Origin of the sequence: Vibrio sp. 10N.222.49.C9 (assembly GCF_041474985.1) — a bacterium.
Lineage (GTDB): Bacteria > Pseudomonadota > Gammaproteobacteria > Enterobacterales > Vibrionaceae > Vibrio > Vibrio crassostreae_C.
The window spans coordinates 1-311 of the sequence record NZ_JBFRVD010000917.1 but is presented as its reverse complement, the minus strand read 5'-3'; the positions used below and the strand labels follow the sequence as shown (position 1 = coordinate 311).

General features: G+C 40.2%; 1 protein-coding gene. It reads right to left on the bottom strand.

The genetic code is table 11. The annotated features are described in order from the left end of the window. A partial coding sequence (locus AB4585_RS26210; protein WP_372171686.1) for a hypothetical protein occupies window positions 1-311 on the bottom strand: 311 nt, incomplete at both ends.

Genomic DNA, 311 nt, shown 5'->3' with positions numbered 1-311 from the left:
CTCTTGAGGATGTTTTTAATTTTATCGTCGCGTTGCTCATCGAGATAGGTACCAAAATCTTCAATCGCTATGCTGTCGTATGTTCTATTTATGGATAGATGACTGATCTGAAAGCCTTCGATTTTCTCTAGACGCTCCACCAGCTCTATTAGGTAGATTGCTTTCATTGTTATGGTTAAATTCTGCGGATGAAAGTACATGTCACTCATTCCAAATACCCGATCACTGGCGCTGTATTTTCCGGTCACTTCAAAGGATAGGTCTTTAGTCTGCTTAAATTCAGTGATGGTTTGCTTGGTTCGTTCTACAAG